Origin of the sequence: Streptomyces sp. NPDC051214 (assembly GCF_040682375.1) — a bacterium.
GTDB lineage: Bacteria > Actinomycetota > Actinomycetes > Streptomycetales > Streptomycetaceae > Streptomyces.
In genome coordinates this window covers 512,110-533,932 of record NZ_JBFBAT010000004.1, presented here as the reverse complement: position 1 = coordinate 533,932, position 21,823 = coordinate 512,110, and the positions used below count along the sequence as shown (strand labels likewise).

The following is a 21,823-nucleotide window of genomic DNA, read 5'->3' as shown; positions in this document are numbered from 1 at the left end:
TGGGTGAGCTGGGGCTGACGGCGCTGCGGGTCGCTGGTGCCCCGTTCTCCGTGCGGGTCAGCCGACTCGGCCTCGCCATGGTCGAGGAAGCGGCCGGCGGATTGCAGCTGGGGGTGTGATGTACGGAGAGCAGGGGGCGGTGCTGCGCAGGGATGGTCGGCGAGGGGAGGACCTGCGGCCGGTTCACCCCTGGGTGAGCTGGGGCTGACGGCGCTGCGGGTCGCTGGTGCCCCGTTCTCCGTGCGGGTCAGCCGACTCGGCCTCGCCATGGTCGAGGAAGCGGCCGACGGATTGCAGCTGGGGGTGTGATGCGCGGGGAGCAGGGGGGCGGTGCTGCGCAGGGCTGGTCCGCGAGACCCGCGGCCGGTGTGGCTCACCTGCGATGGGTGTGGCCTAAACCCGATGTGAGGGGCGGTGAATCCGGCCGGGTTCGGATGCCGGAGGAGCTGTTTATCGTCAGGCAGACGACTATGATCGCGGCATGTCGCCCTACGACCCGTCGGCCTTCCCGCCGTTTGCTGTCACCGTCGATCTGGTCGTGCTGACCGTACGGCGTCACGCGCTCTGCGCGCTCGCCGTGCGCCGGGGCGAGTCGCCGTTCCAGGGGCGTTGGGCGCTGCCCGGCGGATTCGTGCGTGACGACGAGGACTTGTCGGCGGCCGCCGCGCGCGAGTTGGTCGAGGAGACGGGGCTGTGCGCGCACGACCCGGACGCCCCGGCCCAGGCGAACGGCGCGCACCTGGAGCAGTTGGCCACGTACGGCGATCCGAAGCGTGATCCGCGGATGCGGGTCGTCAGCGTCGCTCACCTCGCGCTCGCTCCCGACCTCCCCGCCCCGCGGGCCGGCGGCGACGCGAACAGCGCGCGCTGGGCGCCGGTCGAGGCGCTGCTCAAGCAGGGTGGATATGGACGTGAGGACGAGCAGGCGGCGCCGCTCGCCTTCGACCACGCGCAGATCCTGGCGGACGGCGTGGAGCGCGCGCGTTCGAAGATCGAGTACTCCTCGTTGGCGACGGCCTTCTGCCCGCCCGAGTTCACCGTCGGCGAGCTGCGCCGCGTGTACGAGGCCGTGTGGGGCGTGGTGCTCGACCCGCGAAACTTTCACCGCAAGGTGACCGGCACGCCGGGCTTCCTCGTCCCCACGGGCGGCACGACCACGCGCCAGGGCGGTCGCCCCGCTCAGCTCTTCCGCGCGGGCGGCGCGACGCTGCTCAACCCGCCGATGCTGCGCCCCGAAGTCTGAGGCTCGCGCCGAGGTCGCGCCACGGATCGCGCCGCTGGTCGCCCTGCCGTCACCTGTGCCTCAACCGCCCATCACTGGTCGGTCTGGCGGTGTGATGGCGGCTTGATGGACACCCGCGGCCCACGCCCTGACCGAAATGCCAGAAATATCGCGTTATCTTGCTGAAGTACCCACGGGGTTCGTCCGTCCCCGACCCGGCGGACGAACCCTGGCCGTCGAGCGGTCGCACATCCCGCGAGAGAAGCGATGATCCAGGCCATCGGACTGACCAGCAATCCCCGCCAGGAGCTGCCGCCTGCCGTCGACGACGTGTCCTTCGAGGCGCGAACAGGCCGCGTGACGGCACTGCTCGGCGCGCAGGGCGCCGGTAAGACGACGGCGCTGAGGCTCATGCTCGAACTCCAACAGGGCCGAGGTGTCACCTACTTCAGAGGGCGTCCGCTGCACCGCATCACCTATCCGTCACGCGAGGTGGGCGTCCTCCTGGGCGAGGTTCCCGGGCACCCCGGCCGTACGGTCCGAGGTCAGCTGCGCATGCTGTCCGCGGCCGCGGGTGTGCCCGTCCAGCGTGCCGACGACGTACTCGAAGTCGTCGGTCTGGTGAGCCTTCGCGATCAGCGCCTCGGCACGCTCTCGCGCGGCATGGACCGCCGTCTCGGCCTCGCCTGCGCCCTGCTCGCCGACCCGCACACACTCGTCCTGGACGACCCGGCCGAGGGGCTGTCGGCCCGTGAGGGCGGCTGGCTGCACGCGGTCCTGCGCGCGCACGCCGCCCAGGGCGGAACCGTCCTGTTCGCCACGGCCGACCCCAAGGAAGCCGCGCGGACCGCCGATCGCGTCGTGACGCTGGAAGCGGGTCGGCTCGTGGCCGACCAGGAGGCCAGGGACTTCGCCCGCACCCGGCTGCGCCCCCGCGTCGCGGTGCGCAGCCCGCACGCGGCACGGCTCGGCACGCTGCTGTCCAAGGAGGCCCGCGCCGGGCAGCGCTCCATCGAGGTGGTGAAGGAGGACGGCAACCGGCTCTCGGTGTACGGCAGCAACTGTGCCGACATCGGGGAGACAGCCTTCCGTCACGGAATCCTCGTCCACCAACTCGCCGACGAGATCGGGGATGCGGGGCCTGCGGCGGCGGAGCCTGTCGCGCCTTCTCCCGAAACAGTCCCCGCACCCGCACCCGCACCCGCACCGGCACCGGCACCCGCGCCGGCACCCGCACCCGCACCCGCACCCGCCCATGGGACCGCCGACACAGCCGCAGCCGCACCCACAGCAGACACGTCACCCCCCTCGCCCCAGGCTGAGACCGCCCCCGCGGCCACGAACCTCATCCCGCTGGCCACCACGGAACCAGTCACCGCCACCACCGCCACCACCGCCGTCGCCCCCCAGCAGGCCCCCGCGGCGACATCCCACTTGCCGCCCCCCATCTCCGTCCGCCCTGCCCGCAGCCCCCTGCGCCCCTTGCGCTACGAACTGCGCCGCGCCGCCGGTGTGGGCACCGGCTACCTCACCACGGCCGCTGTGCTCGCCGTCTCCGCCGTGATCTGTGTCTTCCTCGCCAGGAGCGGTCACACGCCGCAGCCCTATCTGCTGGCCGCCTGGCCCCAGGAACTTCCCTTGCCGCCCGCGGCGCTTGGCGCAGGACTGCTCGGCGCCCTCGCCTTCGGTGAGGAGTTCCGTCACCCCGCGCTGGCCGCCGACCGGGGCACCGTCCCCCGCCGCTTGGGGCTGCTCAGCGCCAAGTTGGCCGTCGCGGCCGCCACCGCGCTCCTGCTGGGCCTGCTCGTCCTGCTCTCCGACGCCGCTCTCCTGCACCTTGTATACGGAGAGGAGGTCGCGAGAGTTCCCGCCGACTGGCTTTCGATGAGCGTGAGTTGGATCGCCCTGGTCGGTGGCTGCGCCTGGGCGGGGGTCCTCGCCGGAGGAGTCTTCCGGTCCACGACCGCCGGTCTCGCCGCGGTTCTCGCGGTGCCGATCGTCGTCGTACCGCTCGTACAAAAGGCCTTGGAGGGGCCGTCTGTGCGATCCGCGGCGGGACTTCCCGGGAGGCTGCGCGACCTCGCACTGGTGCAGTGGCCCTTCGGTGTCGAGCGATATCTGGCCGGTGGAGTCCGGATGGTCGCTCAACCTGTGGGCAGTGCGCTGACGTTGTCGCTGACCGCTCTGCTCTGCGCATATCTGCTCACCGGGATGCGCAGCAGGACGCGATGACAACCGTCCGTCGGTTCCGTTCCCGTGCTGCGCACAACTCCCCCGCAGAACGTCCATTTCTTTCCGATAAGGCGTCAATTGCGGTGGGGTAAGCGATCACCCTTTCGTGTGCTTTTCACCAAAGACCTCAAGGGACTTGGGAGCCACGCCGACAAAGGTTCCGTGAGTACCCTTGCGCACACCATGATGACCGCCGCCCGCTCCGCAGACTCCGGCCTCGCCGGGCCGGGCGAACTCGACCGCTACCCCTATGCCGAGGCCCCGGGTGCCGACCGCGTCGTCGCGCCCTCCTGGGACAGTGCCGACCACGACCTCGGCCGCGTGGGACGACGCACCGCCGGCAGTCGCGGCCGCGGACTGCACGGCCAACTCGTCCAGCAGCTCGGCCAGATGATCGTCTCCGGAGACCTCGGAGCCGACCGCCCGCTGGTCCCCGAGGAGATCGGCCAGCGGTTCGAGGTCTCCCGCACCGTCGTCCGGGAATCCCTGCGCGTACTCGAGGCGAAGGGCCTGGTCAGCGCCAGGCCCAACGTCGGCACGCGCGTGCGCCCCGTCAGCGACTGGAACCTCCTGGACCCGGACATCATCGAATGGCGCGCGTTCGGGCCGCAGCGTGACGACCAGCGCCGCGAACTCAGCGAGCTGCGCTGGACGATCGAGCCCCTCGCCGCGCGGCTCGCCGCGGGCCACGGCCGCGAGGAGGTGCAGCAGCGGCTCGCCGACATGGTCGAGATCATGGGCCACGCCCTGAGCCAGGGCGACGGGATCACCTTCTCCCGCGCCGACGCGGAGTTCCACTCGCTGCTCATCCAGCTCGCGAGCAACCGCATGCTGGAGCACCTGTCGGGCATCGTCTCGGCCGCGCTCCAGGTCTCGGGCGGCCCGATCACCGGCTGCGACCGCCCCACCGAGGCGTCCCTCGTGCACCACTCGCGCATCGCCGACGCCCTCGGCGCGGGCGACGGCCCCGGCGCCGAGGCGGCCATGCGTCAGCTGCTCACCGTCCACCCGGAGGTGGAGCGCGTCGTGCCCGCCCCCCGTGAGCACTGACGGCCGGGTCTGCGTTCGTACGGCCGGCTGATGCGCCTCGCGGCCCGACCTCATCACTCCGTTGGCGCGATGGCGTCGCCGGGCTTCTGCGGGTTCCTCGGGGATCCGGCAGGGACCCGGCGACGCGGTCGTTGCGGGGCGGAGGGCCGTCAGGACTCAGGTCTGCACGCCTCTGACCGTATCTGGCCGCTTTTGAGCGCTTACGGGGTGTGACTCGGGCCACGTAGATTGGGCGTAACGCTCGTCGGGGCAGCGCGATGACCTAAGAGGTGATAGCCGAGGAGGGAATACAGCAGTCGTTCGCGGCGCTGTGTAGCTCCCCGGCCCCGCCTGCGCCGTCGGCCCATCCCTAGTCGTCGGTCGTCGGTCCTGGTCCACAATGGACGGGGCCGGAAGCCGTTTTCCAACGTTCCGAGAGGTTGTTCGTGTCGGCCAGCACATCCCGTACGCTCCCGCCGGAGATCGCCGAATCCGTCTCTGTCATGGCGCTCATCGAGCGGGGAAAGGCTGATGGGCAGATCGCCGGCGATGACGTGCGTCGTGCCTTCGAAGCTGACCAGATTCCGGCCACTCAGTGGAAGAACGTTCTGCGCAGCCTCAACCAGATCCTCGAGGAAGAGGGTGTGACGCTGATGGTCAGTGCCGCGGAGCCGAAACGCCCCCGCAAGAGCGTCGCAGCGAAGAGCCCGGCCAAGCGCACCGCGACCAAGACCGTCGCGGCCAAGACGGCCACGGCGAAGCCGGCCACCACGTCCGCCGCCCCCGAGGCGTCGGCCGTGGATGTCGCCGCTGAGGACGCGCCCGCGAAGAAGGTCGCCGCCAAGAAGACGACGGCGAAGAAGGCCGTCGCCAAGAAGACCGTCGCCAAGAAGGCGACGGCCAAGAAGACGTCCAAGCAGGACGACGAGATGGTGGACGACGAGGCCACTGAGGAGACGACCGCCAAGGGCAAGCCCGGTGAGGGCGAGACCACGGAGGAAGGTCCCCAGGCAGGCTTCGTGCTGTCCGACGAGGACGAGGACGACGCCCCGGCCCAGCAGGTCGCCGCGGCCGGTGCCACCGCCGACCCCGTCAAGGACTACCTGAAGCAGATCGGCAAGGTCCCGCTGCTCAACGCCGAGCAGGAGGTCGAGCTCGCCAAGCGCATCGAGGCCGGTCTGTTCGCCGAGGACAAGCTGGCGAACGCCGACAAGCTCGCCCCCAAGCTGAAGCGCGAGCTGGAGATCATCGCCGAGGACGGGCGCCGCGCCAAGAACCACCTCCTGGAGGCCAACCTCCGTCTGGTGGTCTCCCTGGCCAAGCGCTACACCGGCCGCGGCATGCTGTTCCTGGACCTCATCCAGGAGGGCAACCTCGGTCTGATCCGCGCGGTCGAGAAGTTCGACTACACCAAGGGCTACAAGTTCTCCACGTACGCCACCTGGTGGATCCGTCAGGCGATCACCCGCGCGATGGCCGACCAGGCCCGCACCATCCGTATCCCGGTGCACATGGTCGAGGTCATCAACAAGCTCGCGCGCGTGCAGCGCCAGATGCTCCAGGACCTGGGCCGTGAGCCCACTCCGGAGGAGCTGGCCAAGGAACTCGACATGACCCCGGAGAAGGTCATCGAGGTCCAGAAGTACGGCCGTGAGCCGATCTCCCTCCACACCCCCCTGGGTGAGGACGGCGACAGCGAGTTCGGTGACCTCATCGAGGACTCCGAAGCGGTCGTTCCGGCCGACGCGGTCAGCTTCACGCTCCTTCAGGAGCAGCTGCACTCCGTGCTCGACACGCTGTCCGAGCGTGAGGCGGGCGTGGTCTCCATGCGCTTCGGTCTCACGGACGGCCAGCCGAAGACCCTCGACGAGATCGGCAAGGTCTACGGGGTGACGCGTGAGCGCATCCGTCAGATCGAGTCGAAGACGATGTCGAAGCTGCGCCACCCGTCGCGTTCGCAGGTCCTGCGCGACTACCTCGACTAGTCACCAGCGCTTCACGAAGAAGACCCGGGGCCTCACGGAGGCCTCGGGTCTTCTGTATGCCGACGCGCCGCCGTTACGCACCCGCCGTGACGCCGAAGCGCGTGGCGCGGGTGCGGGGCGTGACGCACTGGATCACTGTGGGTGTTTCACGAGAACCCAGAGTGAGGAGATCGCATGCCTCGTCCTTTCGCTCGCACATTCACGGCGACGCTGGCCCTTGTGGCCCCGGTGGTGGCGCTGCCGTTGGCCTCCACGACCCCCGCGGCCGCCGACAGCGTCGTCGTCGGGGGCGGCCCGGTCCGGGTGGCCGACAGCCCCTGGGTGGTGGCGCTGTCCAGCCGTGACCGGTTCGGGGGTACGCGTTCGGGACAGTTCTGCGGGGGCGTGGTGGTCGGGCGCTCCACGGTCCTCACCGCGGCCCATTGCCTGGGGGAGGAAGTCCTGGGAGTACGGCTGGGCGAGATGAGTGACCTGAAGGTGATCGCCGGCCGGGACGATCTGGGCAGAGCGCAGGGCCGCGAGATCTCGGTGCGTGAGGCGAAGGTCAATCCGGAGTACGACAGTTCCTCGAACTCCGGCGACTTCGCGGTGCTGTCGCTGGCCAGCCCGCTTCCGCAGGGCTACGTCATCGGCATGGCGGCCGCGGGGGACCAGGCGTATCAACCCGGCACACGCGCGACGGTGTACGGGTGGGGTGACACCACGGGATCGGGCGACTACGCGCGAACGTTGCACTCCGCGCAGGTGCGCGTACTGCCTGATGCCACCTGCCAGGAGGCTTATCCGGGCAATTCTGACGGAAAGTACTCGGCCGCATCCATGCTGTGCGCGGGGGAACTTGAGGGCGGGCGAGACGCCTGTCAGGGGGACAGCGGTGGCCCGCTGGTCGCGCGCGGGCGGCTGATCGGCCTGGTGTCGTGGGGGAGCGGCTGTGGACGGGCCGGAAGCCCCGGGGTCTACACGCGGGTCTCGAGCGCGGCGCGGGCACTGCCTCCGCGCGGCTGAAAGTACGGGAGTTGTCCGTGTGGGGGGTGTGGGGCGCCGCGAGGGACCGCCGAGAAGGCGCCTGAGTGCCCCTCTGACGCGAGCGGGCGGCCGACCCTGGGGTTGGCAGGGTCGGCCGCCCGGTCACCGGCCTGGCGTGCGCCGGATCGCTCGTCGTGGGTGCGAGGTGTCAGCGATCCTCGTCGTTGGTCTCCGGGACGGCCGTCAGCCGCTCCGTCTCGTCCTGTATCTCAGCGGCGATCTTCTTGAGTTCCGGCTCGAACTTGCGGCCGTGGTGGGCGCAGAAGAGCAGTTCACCGCCGCTCAACAGGACGACGCGCAGGTATGCCTGGGCGCCGCAGCGGTCGCAGCGATCAGCGGCCGTCAGGGGGCTCGCGGGGGTCAGAACAGTAGTCACGTCGCCTCTTCTCTAGCTCGACGAGCTGTCGTACCAGGGTCAACATCCAACCAGGCCGAAAACGTTCCCGCTCGTGGCTTTTCCTCGAAGTTTTTTCCGAGGCGGCTGTCTGCTGCCGGTTGGCGGCGAATGTGCCGTATTACGTCTCTAACGTGTCGTACGGTTTCGCGCTGTCTGTCAGGTCGGTCGTCCACCGGCTGGGTTGCCGGTTGTTCATGAGGACGTGCCCGGAGCCTAAATGGTTCATGCCTGGAAGGGAACGTGACGTGCGCTTCACTCAATCGAGGGATCGAACAAGCGTGCGGCACTGGACTAGTGTGAGGAGTGACGAGGGTGGCGTTACAACGGCTCTACCAGGCCTCGGTACCCTCTGAGCGGCAACCGAAGCCGGGGCCATACCCCAAGAGGCCCCTTTTGAAATTCAGCGAGGAGCGAACCGCGTGACCGCCGAGACGTCCGTGCCGTCCACAGCGTTGCTGACCGGAGCAGACCGGGACGGTTCCAACTACACCGCGCGGCACCTGCTCGTCCTGGAGGGGCTCGAGGCCGTTCGCAAGCGTCCTGGCATGTACATCGGGTCGACGGACAGCCGTGGCCTGCTGCACTGCCTCTGGGAGATCATCGACAACTCCGTCGACGAGGCCCTGGGCGGCTACTGCGACCACATCGAAGTGATCCTCCACGACGACGCCTCCGTAGAGGTCCGGGACAACGGCCGAGGCATCCCGGTGGATGTCGAGCCCAAGACCGGCCTCTCCGGAGTCGAGGTCGTCATGACCAAGCTCCACGCGGGCGGCAAGTTCGGCGGTGGCGCCTACGCTGCCTCCGGTGGCCTGCACGGTGTGGGTGCCTCCGTGGTGAATGCCCTGTCAGCGCGCCTCGACGTGGAGGTGGACCTCCATGGGCACACCCACTCGATCAGCTTCCGTCGTGGCGTCCCCGGGGCTTTCGCCAAGCCCGGCCCCGACGCCGACTTCGACTCGTCGGCCAAGCTGCGCAAGACCAAGAAGATCCCCAAGACCCGCACCGGCACGCGCGTGCGGTACTGGTCCGACCGTCAGATCTTCCTCAAGGACGCCAAGCTCAACCTGGAGACGCTGCACCAGCGTGCCCGGCAGACCGCCTTCCTGGTCCCGGGCCTGACCATCGTCGTACGCGACGAGTACGGTCTCGGCGAGGGCGGCACCAAGGGAGAGGAATCATTCCGCTTCGACGGCGGCATCAGCGAGTTCTGCGAGTACCTGGCCCAGGACAAGGCTGTCTGTGACGTCCTCCGCTTCACCGGGCAGGGCACCTTCAAGGAGACCGTCCCGGTCCTGGACGACCACGGCCAGATGTCTCCCACCGAGGTCACCCGTGAGCTTGCCGTGGACATCGCGCTGCGCTGGGGCACCGGCTACGACGCGACGCTGCGGTCCTTCGTCAACATCATCGCCACCCCCAAGGGCGGCACCCATGTGACGGGCTTCGAGCGTTCCCTCACGAAGACGATGAACGAGGTGCTGCGTACCCAGAAGGTGCTGCGCGTCGCAGAGGACGACATTGTCAAGGACGACGCCCTGGAGGGGCTGACGGCGGTCGTCACGGTCCGTCTCGCCGAGCCGCAGTTCGAGGGCCAGACCAAGGAGGTGCTCGGCACCTCTGCGGCCAACCGCATCGTCGCCAACGTCGTCGCCAAGGAGCTCAAGGCGTTCCTGACGTCCACCAAGCGCGACGCCAAGGCGCAGGCGCGTGCCGTGATGGAGAAGGCCGTCGCCGCGGCCCGTACGCGCATCGCGGCCCGGCAGCACAAGGACGCGCAGCGCCGGAAGACCGCCCTGGAGTCCTCCTCGCTGCCCGCCAAGCTCGCCGACTGCCGCAGTGACGACGTGGAGCGCAGCGAGCTCTTCATCGTCGAGGGCGACTCGGCGCTCGGCACCGCCAAGCTGGCACGGAACTCCGAGTTCCAGGCCCTCCTGCCGATCCGCGGCAAGATCCTCAACGTTCAGAAGGCGTCCGTCACGGACATGCTGAAGAACGCCGAGTGCGGCGCGATCATTCAGGTCATAGGGGCGGGGTCGGGCCGGACCTTCGACATCGACGCGGCGCGCTACGGGAAGATCATTCTGCTCGTCGACGCCGATGTGGACGGTGCGCACATCCGGATCCTGCTGCTCACCCTGTTCCAGCGCTACATGCGACCGATGGTGGAGGCGGGCCGGGTCTTCGCGGCCGTACCGCCCCTGCACCGGATTGAGCTGGTGCAGCCGAAGAAGGGCCAGGACAAGTACGTCTACACGTACTCGGACAACGAGCTGCGCGAGACGCTCCTGGAGTACCAGCGCAAGGGGATCCGCTTCAAGGACTCCATCCAGCGCTACAAGGGCCTCGGCGAGATGGACGCCGATCAGCTGGCGGAGACCACCATGGACCCCCGCTACCGCACCCTGCGCCGGGTCAACATCGGCGACCTGGACGCCGCCGAGCAGGTCTTCGATCTGCTGATGGGCAACGACGTGGCGCCCCGCAAGGAGTTCATCACGAGCTCGGCGGCGACGCTGGACCGCTCGCGCATCGACGCGTAGCGCTCGCGCGGGACGCATCCCACCGTGGGTGGAGCCCTTTGGCTCCACCCACGGTCCATTTCTGGAGGGCATTGATGCGGTCCTTCACCTGATGGGGTGAAGAGCAGGGAGAGAAGAGTCAGGGATCTTCCCGTTCTGTCCATCCTTGGGCACGCGGCCGAACAAGGCTGCGGACAAGGAGAGTTCGGTGGAGAAGCACGACGGGCGCGATGCGGGGCAGGCGCGGACCGGGGATCCGAGGGATCCCTGGTACGACGCGCTTGCGTCCGGCTGGGGCGAGTTGGACGGCACGGGTGCGCCGGCGCCCGTGGTGGCGCCCCGGGCCGCGCCGGAGCGGATCGCGAGCGCGGCCGACATCTATCTGGAGGTCCAGCGCAGTGCTGCCTTCCAGGAGGTGCGCGGCCGGTATCGGAGGTTCGTCTTCCCCGGGGTGGCCGTCTTCTTCACCTGGTACGTCGCCTACGTCGTGACCGCGACGACGGCACCGGGGCTGATGGCGCGCCCCGTCGCCGGATCAGTGAACGTCGCGATGCTCGCCGGCCTCGGCCAGTTCCTCACCACCTTCCTGCTGACCTGGGCGTACGCCCGCCACGCCCGGCTGCGCAGGGATCACGCGGCGCTCGATCTGCGCTGGGCCGTGTTCGAACAGAAGCGGGAGCAGGAAATGGCCCGCGGAAGCGAGCGACTGGTCCGGGGGAGCGAGCGATGACCGGGGACCACCAGACACTCGCCCTGCTGCTGTTCGGTGTGTTCGTGGCCGTCACGCTCGCCATCACGACATGGGTGAGCCGCAACCGCCATGGTTCGGCGGAGGAGTTCTACGCGGGCGGGCGGCTCTTCTCGCCCATGGAGAATGGATTCGCCATCGCGGGCGACTACATGTCGGCCGCCTCCTTCCTCGGCATCTCCGGCCTGATCGCGCTCTTCGGGTACGACGGTCTTCTCTACTCCGTGGGCTTCCTCGTCGCCTGGCTGGTCGTGCTGTTCCTGGTGGCCGAACTGGTGCGCAACTGCGGCCGGTTCACGCTCGCCGATGTCGTGGCCGCGCGGATGAGAGAGCGGCCCGTGCGCATCGCGGCGGGAACTTCCTCGGTGACCGTGTCCGTTCTCTATCTGGTGGCGCAGATGGTGGGGGCCGGCTCACTGGTCGCGCTGCTGCTCGGAGGGACGAGCGGGGCGGCGCAGGCCTGGACGGTGATCGGCGTCGGTGCGCTCATGGTCATCTATGTGTCGTTGGGAGGGATGCGGGCCACCACCTGGATCCAGATCGTCAAGGCGGTCCTGCTGATGTGCGGCGCGATCGCGCTGACCGTGCTCGTGCTCGTGCGATTCCACGGCGACTTCGACCAGTTGCTGCGGACCGCCGCCGATCGCAGCGGGCACGGCAGTCAGTTCCTCGCGCCCGGGTTGAGGTACGGCGGTGACTGGACCTCGCGCCTGGACTTCATCAGCCTTGGGCTCGCGCTCGTCCTCGGCACGGCCGGTCTGCCGCACATCCTCTCCCGCTTCTACACGGTGCCGACCGCGCGGGCCGCCCGCCGCTCCGTCGTCTGGTCCATCGGCCTCATCGGCAGCTTCTACCTGATGACGATCGTGCTCGGCTTCGGCGCCGCCGCGATCGTGGGCTCCGATGCGGTGCGGGGATCGAACGCCGCGGGGAACACGGCGGTTCCGCTGCTGGCGCTCGATCTGGGGGGCGGCGCGGACTCCACGGGAGGAACGGTTCTTTTCGCGATCGTCGCCGCGATCGCCTTCGCCACGATCCTCGCCGTCGTCGCCGGGATCACGCTCGCCTCCTCGGCATCGGTGGCCCACGACCTGTACGCGTCGCTGCGGCGCAAGCACGCGAAGCCGCGCAGCGAGGTGGCGGTGGCGCGCCTCGCGGCCGCCGGGGTCGGGGTGGTCGCGATCGGCCTGGGGCTGCTCGCCCGGGATCTCAACGTGGCGTTCCTGGTGGGCCTGGCCTTCGCGGTCGCCGCCTCCGCGAATCTGCCCGTGCTGCTCTTCTCGCTGTTCTGGCGGAACTTCACCACACGGGGAGCGGTCTGGTCGGTCTACGGGGGCCTGGTGCCCTCCCTGGTGCTCGTCGTGCTGTCACCCGTGGTCTCCGGAGGGCCGAGCTCGCTCTTCCCCGGGGTGGACTTCCAGTACTTCCCGCTGGAGAACCCCGGGCTCGTCTCGATCCCGCTGGGCTTCCTGGCCGGATGGCTGGGCACCGTCACCTCGTCGGAGCCCGCGGACGAGGCCAAGCACGCGGAGACCGAGGTCCGCTCGCTCACCGGGGCCGGAGCGGCGTAACTGCCCTCCACGGGCGGCTAGGAGGCGCTGGAGGCCCACTCGTAGCGGTGCTCCGGGCGGCCCGTGTCGCCGTACTTGAGGCTGAGCCGCACGCGACCCGAGCGCTCCAGGAGCTTCAGATAGCGCTGGGCGGTCTGGCGGCTCAGCCGGGTGCGGTCGGCCAACTCCTGCGCGGACAGCGGTCCTTCCGCACCCATCAGGGCCCTGCGGACCAGCTCGGCCGTGGTGGGGGAGTGCCCTTTGGGCAGCTCCGGTGCCGGAGTCGCCGAGAGGGCACCGAAGATGCGGTCGACCTCGGCCTGCTCGGCCTCGCCCCCGCCGTCCAGCGTGCGGCGCAGGGTCGCGTACGCGTCGAGCTTCGCGCGAAGTCCCGCGTACGAGAACGGCTTGACCAGGTACTGCAGTGCTCCGTGGCGCATCGCGGCCTGCACGGTGGCGACGTCGCGCGCGGCGGTCACCATGATCACGTCGGTCTGATGGCCGCGCTCACGCAGCGTGCGGACCACCGCGAGGCCCGTCTCGTCCGGCAGGTAGTGGTCGAGGAGCACCAGGTCGACGGGGAGCTCCTCGATGAGCCGCAGTGCCTCGGCCGCGCTGTGGGCCTTGGCGGCCACCCGGAAGCCGGGGACCTTCTCCACATAGGCGGCGTTGACGTCCGCGACCCGGACGTCGTCGTCCACGACGAGCACCTCGATCATCGTGTCTCCTCCGTGGGGGCCAGGTCGGACGTCGGGGCGAGTTCGGCCTGGGCGAGCGCTTCGGGCAGGACGACGGTGAACTCTGCGCCCCCTTCGAGGGAGGCGTCGGCCCGTGCGCTGCCGCCCTGCCGCTCGGCGAGCCTGCGGACCAGGGCGAGCCCGATGCCGCGCTTGCCGTGCGCCGGAGGCTCCTTGGTGGACCAGCCCTCCGTGAAGATCGTCTCGCGTTGTGCGGGCGGTACGCCAGGGCCCGTGTCGCTCACCCGCAGCACGACGGCGCGCCCTTCGGTGCGTACGTCGACCTCCACGCGCGCGTGGAGGGTGCCCGCCGCGGCGTCGAGCGCGTTGTCGACCAGATTGCCGACGATGGTCACCAGACCGCCGGGATCGATCAGCCGGTCGGGCAGCGCCGTCTCGCGCGAGACGGCGAGGACGACCCCGCGCTCCGCGGCGACCGTGGCCTTGCCCACCAGGAGGGCGGCGAGCAGCGGGTCGCCGATCTTCTCCGTGATCTGCTCGGCGGTCACCCGGTGCGCGCCCGCCACCTCGCCGACGAACTCCGCCGCCTCCTCGTACATCTCGAGCTCAAGGAGGCCGAGCAGGGTGTGCATGCGGTTGGCGTGTTCGTGGTCCTGCGCCCGCAGTGCGTCGATGAGGCCGCGGGTGGAGTCCAGTTCGCGGCCCAGCTGCTCCAGTTCGGTGCGGTCACGCAGGGTGGCGACGGCGCCGCCGTCGTCCGTGGGCATCCGGTTGGCGATGAGGACACGCTGGCCGCGAACGGTCAGGAGGTCGGTGCCGGTGACCCGTCCGGCGAGCACGTCCGTCGTACGCCCCGGGCCGAGCGCGGTGTCGAGCGGTTGCCCGATGGCTTCCGCCCCGAGTCCGAGGAGACGCTGGGCCTCGTCGTTGAGAAGGCGCACGCGGCCCGCGCGGTCCAGGGCCACCACGCCTTCGCGAATGCTGTGCAGCATGGCCTCGCGCTCGGCAAGGAGTGCCGAGATATCGGAGAAGGCCAGGTCACGGGTCTGCCGCTGCACCCTGCGTGAGATCAGATAGGCGGCAAGGGCGCCGACGGCGAGCGCCCCGCCGGCGTAGGCGAAGAGCCCGGGGATCGCGTGGATGAGGCGGGCGCGGACACTGTCGTACTCGATGCCCACGGAGACGGCTCCCACGATGTCCCCGTCGATGTCCCGCAGCGGCACCTTGCCCCGGGCCGAGCGGCCCAGGGTGCCGTCGTCGATCTCCATGACCTCGTCCCCGGCGAGGGCGTCGCTGGGGTCGGTGGAGACTACGCGGCCGATCTGGCCGTGGTCGGTGTGCGACCAGCGCACGCCGTCCTTGTTCATGATCACGACGTACTCGGCGCCACTGGCACGCCGGATACGTTCCGCTTCCGTCTGCACGGGTCCGTCGACGGCCGGCTTCGAGGAGCGCAGGTCGTCGGCGATCTGTGGCTGCGCGGCCGTGGTCTGGGCGATGGCGAGCGCGCGGCGCATCGCCTGGTCGTCCAGTTGATCGCTGAGCGGCGCGAGGAAGAGCCCTGTGGCGAGCACGGCGACCCCGGCGGCGATGGCCAGCTGCATGAGCAGCACCTGCGAGAACACGCGCCGCGGCAGGCCGAGGCGCAGTCGTCGGGCAGGGGAGGTCGGGCTCATGTGTACGAACGGTACGGCGAGCGGAGGGCTACTCCGAAGTCACTGTGGCGGGGATCTCCTGTGCGGTTCCGTCCCCGATCAGCCGCACCGCCACGACATCCATGCGCGCCGGGGTCGCGAGGGCCGCGCCGCAGCTCTCCGGCCTGGACGGCTGGGAGGCCCCCTGGGCGACGGTCACGCGCCAGCGCCGTCCGTCGGTGTGGACCACCGTCACGTCCCAGCGCGGGGCCGTGCCGGCCGTGTGGACGACGCTCAGGGCGCCCGCGGCGTCCTCGCCCGTCTCCGTACGCACGGCGAGCTCGGCGGCCTGTCCGGGGCGCTCCCAGGCGGAACTGCCCCGGCAGCCCTCGGTGACGACGCGGCCCGTACGCACCCCTTCGAGGATCTCCTTGACGGCGCTCTGGTCGGAGCGGCCGTACGCATAGCCGTAGGGCAGGACCAGCAGCGTGGGGGAGAAGCGGTGACCACCCAGATGAGTGACTTCCCAGGCGCCTTGTTCACCTGACGTGGCGAGTTCGGCGGCGAGCGGCCTGCCCAGGACCGCGCAGCAACGGTCCCGCTTGCCGTTCGTGCAGACCAGGGCGAGCGGGTCGCCGGTGTGCGGGGTGCCGAAGCCGCCGTGGTCACCCGCGCCGAGAGCCGTGAAGTCGAGGCCGAGCAGCTCCTCCGGCCTGTCCGTGACGTGTCCGCGCAGCCAGGTGTTGCCGGGCGCGGTGTGGGCCACGTACACGCGTCGGCGTGCCGAGGGGTGGCTGTCGGCGTGGCGGCCGGGGCGGCGGATGAGCGCGACCCGTACGCCGGTTCCCTCGGCGGCGGCCTCGAGAGCGCGTCCCACCTCCGGATCCAGGTGGCTCGAAGTGAGCGCTCTGGCACCCCACGGGCCCGGCTGTTCAAGGAGCAGCCAGGTCCTGGCGGTGGCCGCGGTCCCCGCGAGAGGCTCGTCCAGGTCCCGCGAAGCGGTGGTGCACGTACTCACAGAGGTGAGCCTAACCTGCGCCGGGTCTGGGCTGATTCATCCCTCCTCGGCATGGCCTGGGGCGGACGCAGTCCGACGTACTGCCCGCTGGGGCGCATGCGCAGCGGGCGTTCCTCGTACTCCTCCAGGGCGTGCGCGATCCAGCCGGCCGTGCGCGCCACGGCGAAGATCGTCTCGCCCGCCTCGGCGGGCATCCCGGAGGAGGCGGTCAGGACGGCGAGGGCCAGGTCGACGTTGGCGTGCAGGTCCGTGTGGCGGGCGGTGGTGGCCACCACGCCGCGGGCCGCCGCGAGGGCGGGCCCTGCCTTGGGGATGGTCTCCAGGATCGCGAACAGGGCCTGTGCGCGCGGGTCGTCGCCGGGGTAGAGACGGTGGCCGAGGCCTGGGACGCGGCGGCCCGCGCGCAGCTCGTCGGCCACCACGGGGGCCGCGCTGCCGCGGTCGAGGACGTCCAGGAGCATGCGGTGCGCGAGGCCGCTCGCCGCGCCGTGCAGGGGGCCCTCCAGGACGCCGAGGCCTGCCGACACCGCCGCGTACGGGTGGGCGCGGGCGGAGGCGGCGACGCGGACGGCGAGCGTCGATGCGGCGAGGTCGTGGTCGACGAGCAGCGCGAGCGCGGTGTCCAGGGCGTGCAGCGAGGCTTCCTGGGGCTGCCGGCCGCTCAGCCGTGACCACAGGCGGCGGGCCAGGGGGCCCTCGTCCCGGTGGGCGCGGCTCGCCGGGGGCAGCGCCGTGACGAGGGTGGGGATGAGGGTGCGTGCGGTGCCGATGACGGCTTCTTCGGAGAGGTCGAAGCGGAGAGGGTCGGCTGCGGCGGCCGCGATGGCGGCCACGCGGAGGCGGTCGGTCGGGCCGCTGTGCTCGGGCAGCGCGTCGACGGCGCGGCGTGCGGCGCCGGCGGTCTCCTCGAGGGCGGTGAAGTGGATTCCGGGGCGCATGACGCCCGTCCACAGCCACTCGGCGACCTCTTCGTAGGAGTGCTTCAAAGAGAGTTCGGTCGCGTCCACGCCGCGGTAGTAGTAGCGGTCCTTGTCGATGAGCGTGATGCGGGTGCGGACGGAGAGCTCGCTGCTGCCGCTCGCGGAGGTGGCGGCGGGTTCGCGGCGGTTCTTGCGGGCGAGGGACTCGACTTCCTTGGCGTCGAAGGTGCTGCCCCTCGAGCCGGGGCCACGGCGGCTGCTGATCTGGCCGCGGCTCACGTAGGCGTACACGGTCTCCGGCTTTACGCCGAGCAGTTCCGCGGCCTCCCGGGTGCTCAGGCGTCGGCCTTCCTTCGGGGTGGCCTCTTGATCCGTCATGGGCGACACCGTATCCATTTCCATTCATATTGATTCAATCAATATTGACAGCGGCTCAGTCAAGCATGGACAGTCAAATCAAGTCCAGGGACGGAAGTCGAGGAAGAACATGCCGATCAATGGCTCCACCACCACCCCCACCGGCCCCGTGGAGGTTCCCCGTGGGCTGGCGGGCGTCGTCGTGACCGAGACCCGGCTCGGGGACGTCAGGGGATACGAGGGCTTCTACCACTACCGCCAGTACTCGGCCGTCGAGCTCGCGCAGAGCCGCGGCTTCGAGGATGTCTGGCACCTGATGTTCCATGGCGAGCTGCCGGACGCGGGTCAACGAGCCGCCTTCGCCGCGGAGACCGCGGGACTCCGCCGCCTGCCGGATGAGGTGCGTGCCGCGCTGCCCGCCATAGCCCGTGCCAGCGCCCTGTCGGGGCCGCTCTCCGGGTTGCGTACGGCGCTGTCGCTCTTCGGTGCGGCGAAGGGGTTCCGCCCGGTGTACGACATTGACGCCGACCGGCGCCGTGCCGACGCGCTCGCCGCGTCCGCCGTCGTGCCGACCCTGCTCACGGCGCTGTACCGGCTCGGCCAGGGGCTCGATCCCGTGGAGCCGCGCGAGGACCTCTCGTACGCGGCCAACTACCTCTACATGCTCACGGGTTCGGAACCGGAACCGGATCGTGCGAGGGCGATCGAGCAGTACTTGATCTCAACCATTGATCACGGCTTCAACGCGTCGACCTTCACGGCGAGGGTGATCACTTCGACCGGTGCGGATGTCGCCGCCTGCCTGGTGGGGGCCGTGGGCGCGCTGTCGGGTCCCCTGCACGGTGGGGCGCCGAGCCGCGCGCTCGACACGCTGGACGCCATCGGTACGCCCGATCGCATCGACGGCTGGATCCGCGAGCGGGTGCTCGCGGGGGACCGGATCATGGGCTTCGGCCACCCTGTGTACCGCACGGAGGACCCGCGTTCGCGCATGCTGCGGGGGATCGCGCAGCAGTTCGGCGGGCCGATGGTGGAGTTCGCGGTCGAGGTCGAACGTCAGGTGGAGGCGATCCTCGCCGAACTGAAGCCGGGCCGCGAGCTGCACACGAACGTGGAGTTCTACGCGGGAGTGGTCATGGAGCTGTGCGGGCTGCCACGGGAGATGTTCACGCCTACGTTCGCTGCGGCGCGGGTGGTGGGCTGGGGCGCCAATGTCCTTGAGCAGGCGGAGGACTCGAAGATCATTCGGCCGGCGGCGCGGTATGTGGGGGTGGAGGCGCCGCAGAAGGTGCCAGCAGTCGGCTGAGTCTGCAACGACGGCGAGCACGTGCGTCGCTGACCTGCCTCGGAGCCACATGGGGCATGCCCGGGGCCCTCGCTTACGACGTGTGCGGGGGCGCTCCTCCCCGGCGGTCAGCCATCGCCTGCTCGAACACCCGAAACAAGCGCCCCTCGGGGCTATTCGGTGGCACGCCGACTTTGCCTGCACGAGAAGCGTTCCAATAGCGCAGAAAAACGGGACTTTCAAGGAGATTCTGAGCGTAGATAACCAAATCTTCCTCGGTGTAGCTGCCCCAACTGAGCGTGAGGACGAAGTGGCTATAGACGAGGTTGGCGAAGAGGTTCTGCCGGAGTTCGGTGTCCGACGCCCCTGGGTAGTCATTCCAAACCGCCGCGAGCGCGGGATCGTCCATCGCAAGTTGCGTGAGTTGCACGTGCAGGGCGCGCATATCTGCTTCCGCGCTCCGGTGCAGCTCCGTGCGTGACGCGGCTAGCTCCTCGCGCTGCATTGCGAGCTCCCTGCGCTGCAACTGCAGCTCCCGCCGCTGGAGCAACAGCGTGACGATGAGCAGCAGCAGCGCGATTCCGGAAAAGACGGCGCTCACGCCGCCGAAGTAATCCCCGAGAAGACTGCGTTCCTCTGCGGTCCTGCGGCTCCCGCTGGCAGCTTCGGCGCCACGTGCGAGCCAGCCGCTGATGATTACGGAAGCCGCGCCGACAAGTGCGACGCCCGCGATGGCGACGGCCAGCCATGCGCAGGCCGCGAGTGCTGAACGCCAGGTGCAATGGCGTGCCATGGTTCCTCCCCCGGAGACCGCGGGGATTCTTCCCTCGGCGGCAGGGGTGGGAAACGGGGCGGCGATGGCCGGGTGCTGCCCCCGGCCATCAACTACCGCTATGCGTCCGGAATCTCAGCCTTGGCGCGGACCAGCGTCTCGCGGCTCACGATTACGATGCGTTCGTAGTCCGCCCGCGAGGCGTCGGGCGGAAGTTCACTCTCGAGCGCCGCTGTCGCTTCTGTGCCGATGACCGCGAAGTTTCCGTCACTGAGCTCGAATACATCCGGGCACGACTGTCCTGAGGCGCTTCCCCGCTGCTGGGGGGAAGCGCCGATGCGGCGCACGATCTTCAACGGTATCCCTCGAGAGCGTTTGGGAAGCGGCGCCTGGGGTAGGTCGCGCGCGCCTACCTTAGGGATTGGTGATGCCCGAGACAAACTGAGTCAACACGGCGTGTGGGTGCATTCGGGCAGCCCAACTCCCCCTACTCGCACGAGGGTTCACCAACCACCCACCACTCCTCGGTGTCAGCCTCCTCCAGATCCCGGATGAGCTTGTCGACCATTCGGCCCAGACGGGCCTCGTCCGAAGAGTCCAGGAGGCTGGCTCGGTGTGGATGTGTGGCCTTCCAGTAGCTGCGGAAGACGGGGTTCTGGCAGATCAGACGCAGGTGCCCGTGCACCTCTTCCCAGGTGAAGTTGCCGACGCGCCAGAACAGCAGTGCGTTCGTGTACACGGCGTTGGCGAACAGGTACTGACGGAGCGTTCGGGTATCGAGAGCCTCGTCGAAGGTGTCGAGGACGGCAGCCAGGTCGGGGTCGTCCATCGCCTTGCTGAGCATGTCGAACTGCAGTCGCTGCTGAGCGATCAAGGTGGTGTTGCGTTGATGCTCCGACTCTCCTGTGCATGCGATGCGCAGCCGCAGCGCCCCGTGCTTGCGTTGCTGGGCGGCCAGGACCGTCAGAGCCCCGACGGCGAAAGCAAGGCCCGCGGCCGCGGCGGGCCCCAACCCCCGAATCCCAAATTTCTGTGTGGCCATGTCAACCCCCGAATCGGCGACCGTCCGCCGGTCGTCGGTTGCGGGTCGACAGGGTGAGGACCGGCGAGCGATGGGCGGCGCGCTTGCCGCCTTCCAGGATGCCGAGCGGCTCTGATCGGCAGGGAGGCGGAGAGGAGGCGCATGAGGGCATCTGTGGTCGCATGTCCCGGCGCCGTGCCAGATGTGTGCCCCGCCTGCGCCGCTAACAATCGTTCACTTCGCGGGCTCTCTACGCGCTCGTATGCTTGGGCAGCAGTCATTCGTCGTACGAAAGCCGGTGCTCACGCCGGTGCACGCGTCAGTGTGAAAGGGGTCGCACGTTGACTCAGCCGGGTGCCGGGCAGATCCCGGTCATCGTCCTCGCCGGTTTCCTGGGTTCGGGGAAGACGACCCTGCTCAATCACCTGCTTCATCGCAGCGGTGGCAGTCGTATCGGGGCGATCGTCAATGACTTCGGGGCCATCGAGATCGATGCCATGGCCGTTGCCGGGCAGCTCGGGGACTCCACCGTTTCGCTCGGCAACGGGTGTCTGTGCTGTGCCGTGGACGCCAGTGAGCTCGACGAGTATCTGGAGCGGCTTGCCCGACCTTCCGCCTCGATCGATGTCATCGTCGTCGAGGCCAGTGGGCTTGCCGAGCCGCAGGAGCTCGTGAAGATGGTGCTCGCCAGCGAGAATCCGCACATCGTGTACGGAGGGCTCGTCGAGGTTGTTGATGCCGTCGAGTTCGACTCGACCCGGCAGCGGCATCCCGAAGTCGACCGGCATCTCGGGATCGCTGATCTCGTCGTCGTCAACAAGGTCGACCGGGTGGCGGAGAGCGAGCGGGAGCGCGTTCTCGGTGTCGTCCGTGGGTTCGCCGATCGTGCCGCCGTCGTTCCCGCCTCCTACGGGCGCGTCGACGTCGAGTTGCTCCTTGACCGCAAGCCCGTCGGCGAGCGGCTCGGGCAGCTCTCCTTCGATGACCTGCATCAGCATGAGTCAGGGGGCGAGCAGCACGACCACGACCACCTGCACTCCGCCTACGAGAGTCTGTCCTTCTCCTCCGAAGTGCCCATGAGCCCCCGCCCCTTCATGGCCCTCCTCGACAGTCGGCCCGAAGGGCTGTACCGCATCAAGGGGTACGTCGATTTCGGCGCCGCCGACCCGCGCAACAAGTACGCCGTGCACGCCGTGGGCCGGTTTCTGCGGTTCTACCCGGAGCCGTGGGCCGCGGGCGAGGCACGGCTGACCCAGCTCGTGCTCATCGGGGCCGGCATCGACGTACCCGCCCTGGAGAAGGAGCTCGAGGCCGCCCGTGAGTACGCCCCACACGCCGGCGCCGATGAGCGCAGCATGTGGGGCGTGCTTCGGTACGTGCAGGAACCCGAGCGGCCGGAGTAGCCGA

The 21,823-nt window shown here is 69.6% G+C and carries 18 protein-coding genes; 10 read left to right on the top strand and 8 right to left on the bottom strand.

Annotated elements, in window-relative coordinates:
• The first annotated feature begins 481 nt into the window (after window positions 1-481).
• The 5 genes from AB0M70_RS13540 (at window position 482) to AB0M70_RS13520 (ending at window position 7,473) form a co-directional block, all read left to right on the top strand.
• A complete protein-coding gene (locus AB0M70_RS13540; protein ID WP_365819640.1) occupies window positions 482-1,243 on the top strand; it encodes an NUDIX hydrolase in 762 nt (253 codons plus the stop codon).
• Window positions 1,244-1,489: 246 nt separating this feature from the next.
• Complete coding sequence (locus AB0M70_RS13535) at window positions 1,490-3,454, top strand: ATP-binding cassette domain-containing protein (RefSeq protein WP_365819638.1); 1,965 nt, start codon at window positions 1,490-1,492, stop codon at window positions 3,452-3,454.
• A 162-nt stretch (window positions 3,455-3,616) separates the two neighbouring features.
• Window positions 3,617-4,504: a FadR/GntR family transcriptional regulator gene (locus tag AB0M70_RS13530; protein ID WP_365819636.1), complete on the top strand. Its 888-nt coding sequence runs from the start codon at window positions 3,617-3,619 to the stop codon at window positions 4,502-4,504.
• Between the two features lie 419 nt (window positions 4,505-4,923).
• On the top strand, window positions 4,924-6,468 hold the full coding sequence (locus AB0M70_RS13525; RefSeq protein ID WP_365819634.1) for an RNA polymerase sigma factor: 1,545 nt from the start codon (window positions 4,924-4,926) through the stop codon (window positions 6,466-6,468).
• A gap of 174 nt (window positions 6,469-6,642) precedes the next feature.
• Window positions 6,643-7,473, top strand: a complete 831-nt coding sequence (locus tag AB0M70_RS13520) for a serine protease (protein WP_365819632.1) — start codon at window positions 6,643-6,645, stop codon at window positions 7,471-7,473.
• 169 nt (window positions 7,474-7,642) lie between these two features.
• On the opposite strand, the gene AB0M70_RS13515 is transcribed toward AB0M70_RS13520, so the two are convergent.
• Window positions 7,643-7,870 (bottom strand): hypothetical protein, encoded by a 228-nt coding sequence (locus tag AB0M70_RS13515; protein ID WP_160507629.1) that lies wholly within the window; start codon window positions 7,868-7,870, stop codon window positions 7,643-7,645.
• Window positions 7,871-8,310: 440 nt separating this feature from the next.
• On the opposite strand from AB0M70_RS13515, the gene AB0M70_RS13510 reads away from it, so the two are divergent.
• The 3 genes from AB0M70_RS13510 to AB0M70_RS13500 all read left to right on the top strand — a co-directional run bounded on the left by AB0M70_RS13510 (window position 8,311) and on the right by AB0M70_RS13500 (window position 12,732).
• Window positions 8,311-10,434 (top strand): DNA topoisomerase IV subunit B, encoded by a 2,124-nt coding sequence (locus AB0M70_RS13510; protein WP_365819629.1) that lies wholly within the window; start codon window positions 8,311-8,313, stop codon window positions 10,432-10,434.
• 187 nt (window positions 10,435-10,621) lie between these two features.
• Entirely contained in the window at window positions 10,622-11,143 is a 522-nt protein-coding gene (locus AB0M70_RS13505; protein ID WP_365819627.1) for a DUF485 domain-containing protein, read from the top strand.
• Window positions 11,140-12,732 (top strand): cation acetate symporter, encoded by a 1,593-nt coding sequence (locus AB0M70_RS13500; protein WP_365819625.1) that lies wholly within the window; start codon window positions 11,140-11,142, stop codon window positions 12,730-12,732. Before AB0M70_RS13505 ends, AB0M70_RS13500 begins: the two co-directional genes overlap by 4 nt.
• A gap of 17 nt (window positions 12,733-12,749) precedes the next feature.
• On the opposite strand, the gene AB0M70_RS13495 is transcribed toward AB0M70_RS13500, so the two are convergent.
• From AB0M70_RS13495 to AB0M70_RS13480, 4 genes are read right to left on the bottom strand one after another with little or no spacing between them, the layout of a single operon-like run.
• On the bottom strand, window positions 12,750-13,430 hold the full coding sequence (locus AB0M70_RS13495; protein WP_365819623.1) for a response regulator: 681 nt from the start codon (window positions 13,428-13,430) through the stop codon (window positions 12,750-12,752).
• Window positions 13,427-15,085, bottom strand: a complete 1,659-nt coding sequence (locus AB0M70_RS13490; RefSeq protein ID WP_365819621.1) for a sensor histidine kinase — start codon at window positions 15,083-15,085, stop codon at window positions 13,427-13,429. Before AB0M70_RS13490 ends, AB0M70_RS13495 begins: the two co-directional genes overlap by 4 nt.
• Before the next feature lie 28 nt (window positions 15,086-15,113).
• On the bottom strand, window positions 15,114-16,061 hold the full coding sequence (locus AB0M70_RS13485; RefSeq protein WP_365819619.1) for a sucrase ferredoxin: 948 nt from the start codon (window positions 16,059-16,061) through the stop codon (window positions 15,114-15,116).
• Window positions 16,058-17,359: a citrate synthase family protein gene (locus AB0M70_RS13480; protein WP_365819617.1), complete on the bottom strand. Its 1,302-nt coding sequence runs from the start codon at window positions 17,357-17,359 to the stop codon at window positions 16,058-16,060. Before AB0M70_RS13480 ends, AB0M70_RS13485 begins: the two co-directional genes overlap by 4 nt.
• Before the next feature lie 109 nt (window positions 17,360-17,468).
• On the opposite strand from AB0M70_RS13480, the gene AB0M70_RS13475 reads away from it, so the two are divergent.
• The gene (locus tag AB0M70_RS13475; protein WP_365819615.1) at window positions 17,469-18,644 is read left to right on the top strand and encodes a citrate synthase/methylcitrate synthase; all 1,176 of its coding nucleotides are present in this window, start codon (window positions 17,469-17,471) and stop codon (window positions 18,642-18,644) included.
• A gap of 73 nt (window positions 18,645-18,717) precedes the next feature.
• On the opposite strand, the gene AB0M70_RS13470 is transcribed toward AB0M70_RS13475, so the two are convergent.
• The 3 genes from AB0M70_RS13470 to AB0M70_RS13460 all read right to left on the bottom strand — a co-directional run bounded on the left by AB0M70_RS13470 (window position 18,718) and on the right by AB0M70_RS13460 (window position 20,437).
• Window positions 18,718-19,416, bottom strand: a complete 699-nt coding sequence (locus tag AB0M70_RS13470; RefSeq protein WP_365819613.1) for a DUF6082 family protein — start codon at window positions 19,414-19,416, stop codon at window positions 18,718-18,720.
• Between the two features lie 98 nt (window positions 19,417-19,514).
• On the bottom strand, window positions 19,515-19,751 hold the full coding sequence (locus AB0M70_RS13465; protein WP_365819611.1) for a hypothetical protein: 237 nt from the start codon (window positions 19,749-19,751) through the stop codon (window positions 19,515-19,517).
• Between the two features lie 131 nt (window positions 19,752-19,882).
• Window positions 19,883-20,437, bottom strand: coding sequence for a DUF6082 family protein (locus AB0M70_RS13460; RefSeq protein ID WP_365819609.1), 555 nt, complete (start codon window positions 20,435-20,437; stop codon window positions 19,883-19,885).
• 320 nt (window positions 20,438-20,757) lie between these two features.
• Between AB0M70_RS13460 and AB0M70_RS13455 the strand changes: the two genes are divergently transcribed.
• The gene (locus AB0M70_RS13455) at window positions 20,758-21,819 is read left to right on the top strand and encodes a GTP-binding protein (protein ID WP_365819607.1); all 1,062 of its coding nucleotides are present in this window, start codon (window positions 20,758-20,760) and stop codon (window positions 21,817-21,819) included.
• Window positions 21,820-21,823 lie beyond the last annotated feature (4 nt).

Coding starts and splice junctions, on each gene's coding strand:
- AB0M70_RS13495 (WP_365819623.1), bottom strand. CDS start 13,430: ATGATCGAGGTGCTCGTCGTGGACGACGACGTCCGGGTCGCGGACGTC.
- AB0M70_RS13500 (WP_365819625.1), top strand. CDS start 11,140: ATGACCGGGGACCACCAGACACTCGCCCTGCTGCTGTTCGGTGTGTTC.
- AB0M70_RS13460 (WP_365819609.1), bottom strand. CDS start 20,437: ATGGCCACACAGAAATTTGGGATTCGGGGGTTGGGGCCCGCCGCGGCC.
- AB0M70_RS13490 (WP_365819621.1), bottom strand. CDS start 15,085: ATGAGCCCGACCTCCCCTGCCCGACGACTGCGCCTCGGCCTGCCGCGG.
- AB0M70_RS13470 (WP_365819613.1), bottom strand. CDS start 19,416: ATGGCACGCCATTGCACCTGGCGTTCAGCACTCGCGGCCTGCGCATGG.
- AB0M70_RS13520 (WP_365819632.1), top strand. CDS start 6,643: ATGCCTCGTCCTTTCGCTCGCACATTCACGGCGACGCTGGCCCTTGTG.
- AB0M70_RS13475 (WP_365819615.1), top strand. CDS start 17,469: ATGCCGATCAATGGCTCCACCACCACCCCCACCGGCCCCGTGGAGGTT.
- AB0M70_RS13540 (WP_365819640.1), top strand. CDS start 482: ATGTCGCCCTACGACCCGTCGGCCTTCCCGCCGTTTGCTGTCACCGTC.
- AB0M70_RS13480 (WP_365819617.1), bottom strand. CDS start 17,359: ATGACGGATCAAGAGGCCACCCCGAAGGAAGGCCGACGCCTGAGCACC.
- AB0M70_RS13535 (WP_365819638.1), top strand. CDS start 1,490: ATGATCCAGGCCATCGGACTGACCAGCAATCCCCGCCAGGAGCTGCCG.